General features: G+C 64.6%; 1 pseudogene. It reads right to left on the reverse strand.

Annotation, left to right across the window (positions count from 1 at the left end):
* Positions 1-2,630 (reverse strand): annotated as a pseudogene (locus tag RMP09_RS20360) (DNA-directed RNA polymerase subunit beta'); the annotation flags it as partial.

Genomic DNA, 2,630 nt, shown 5'->3' on the forward strand with positions numbered 1-2,630 from the left:
GCGGCGCAGCATCTGGCGCACGATCACTTCGATGTGCTTGTCGTTGATCTTCACGCCTTGCAGGCGGTAGACGTCCTGCACTTCGTCAACGATGTAGCGGGCCAGCTCTTCCATGCCCAGCAGGCGCAGGATGTCTTGCGGATCGGCCGGGCCGTCCACCACGCTCTCGCCCTTGTTGACCACCTGGCCTTCGTGCACCAGGATGTTCTTTTCCTTGGGGATGAGGTCGTCCCAGATCTTGCCTTCCGGATCGGTGATCTGCAGGCGGACCTTGCCCTTGGTTTCCTTGCCGAACGACACGGTACCGGTCATCTCGGCCAGCATGCCCTTGTCCTTGGGCGAACGGGCTTCGAACAGCTCGGCCACCCGCGGCAGACCGCCGGTGATGTCGCGCGTCTTCTGGCCTTCGACCGGGATACGGGCGAGCACCTCGCCGGGGCCCACGTCCTGGCCATCGCGCACCTGGATCAGGGCGCCGACCTGGAAGCCGATCGTCACCGAGTGGTCGGTGCCGGGGATCTTCACTTCGTTGCCCTGGGCGTCGATCAGCTTGACCTGCGGACGCACGACCTTGGCAGCGCCGCGGCGCTTGGGGTCGATCACGACCAGCGTGGCCAGACCGGTCACGTCGTCCACCTGCTTGGCGACCGTCAGGCCCTCTTCCACGTTCTCGAACTTCGCCTGACCGGCGAATTCCGTGATGATGGGTCGGGTCAGCGGGTCCCAGTTGGCCAGGATGGTGCCGGCCTTGATGGACTGGTCGGGCTTGATCGTCAGGACGGCGCCGTACGGCACCTTGTGACGCTCGCGCTCGCGGCCGTGTTCGTCGGAGATGATGATCTCGCCCGAACGTGCGATGACCACCAGCTCGCCCTTGGTGTTGGACACGTAGCGCATGGTGGCGTTGAAGCCGATCACGCCGCTGGACTTGGCTTCCACGCTGGAGGCCACGGCCGCACGCGAGGCCGCACCACCGATGTGGAAGGTGCGCATCGTCAGCTGCGTGCCGGGTTCGCCGATGGACTGGGCGGCGATCACACCGACGGCTTCGCCGATGTTCACCAGGCCGCCACGGCCCAGGTCGCGGCCGTAGCACTTGGCGCAGATGCCGAAGCGGGTTTCGCAGGTCAGTGCCGTGCGCACCTTCACCTCGTCCACGCCAGCGGCTTCCAGCTCGTCGAGCATGTCTTCGTCCAGCAGGGTGCCGGCCGGCAACAGGACCGCGCGGGTCTCCGGGTGGATCACCTCATCGCAGGTGGTGCGGCCCAGGATGCGGTCGCGCAGCGACTCGATCACTTCACCACCTTCGACGATGGCGCGCATCACCGTGCCGTTGCTGGTGCCGCAGTCCTGGCTGTTGACCACCAGATCCTGCGTCACGTCCACCAGACGGCGGGTGAGGTAACCCGAGTTCGCGGTCTTCAGCGCCGTGTCGGCCAGACCCTTACGGGCGCCGTGGGTGGAGATGAAGTACTGCAACACGTTCAGACCTTCACGGAAGTTCGCCGTGATGGGGGTCTCGATGATGGAGCCGTCGGGCTTGGCCATCAGGCCGCGCATGCCGGCCAGCTGGCGGATCTGGGCCGCGCTACCGCGGGCACCGGAGTCGGCCATCATGTAGATGGAGTTGAAGGACTCCTGGTCCACTTCCTTGCCGTGGCGGTCGATGGTCTTTTGCTTGGCCAGCTGGGCCATCATGACCTTGGAGATCTCGTCACCGGCCTTGCCCCAGATGTCCACCACCTTGTTGTAGCGCTCGCCGGCGGTCACCAGACCGGAGGCGTACTGCTGGGCGATTTCCTTCACCTCGGCTTCGGCGCGCTCGATGATGGCGGGCTTCTCCTTGGGCACCAACATGTCGTCGACCGCGATCGAGATACCGGCGCGGGTGGCCAGGCGGAAGCCGTTCTGCAGCAGCTTGTCGGCGAAGACCACCGTTTCCTTCAGACCGCACTTGCGGAAGGACACGTTGATCAGCTTGGAGATTTCCTTCTTCTTGAGCGCCTTGTTGATGACCTCGAACGGCAGGCCCTTGGGCAGGATCTCGGACAGCAGGGCACGGCCAACGGTCGTGTCCACCAGCGAGGTGCTGGCGGTGAACTCACCGGTTTCCTTGTTCTTGGCCCATTGCGTCAGGCGCACGGCGATCTTGGCGGTGATTTCCACCACGCCGTTGTCCAGCGCGCGCTGCACTTCCATGACGTCGGCAAAGATCATGCCTTCGCCCTTGCCGTTGATCTTCTCGCGGGTCGTGTAGTACAGACCCAGCACCACGTCTTGCGACGGGACGATCGAGGGTTCGCCGTTGGCGGGGAACAGCACGTTGTTCGAGGCCAGCATCAGGGTGCGTGCTTCGATCTGGGCTTCCACCGACAGGGGCACGTGAACGGCCATCTGGTCACCGTCGAAGTCGGCGTTGAAGGCCGCGCAGACCAGCGGGTGCAGCTGGATGGCCTTGCCTTCGATCAGGATGGGTTCGAAGGCCTGGATGCCCAGACGGTGCAGCGTGGGCGCACGGTTCAGCAGAACCGGGTGCTCCTTGATGACCTCTTCCAGGATGTCCCACACCACCGGTGTGCCGGATTCGACTTCCTTCTTCGCCGCCTTGATGGTGGTGGCGATGCCCATGG

The sequence above is a fragment of the Hydrogenophaga sp. genome (assembly GCF_031426985.1).
Lineage (GTDB): Bacteria > Pseudomonadota > Gammaproteobacteria > Burkholderiales > Burkholderiaceae_C > Hydrogenophaga.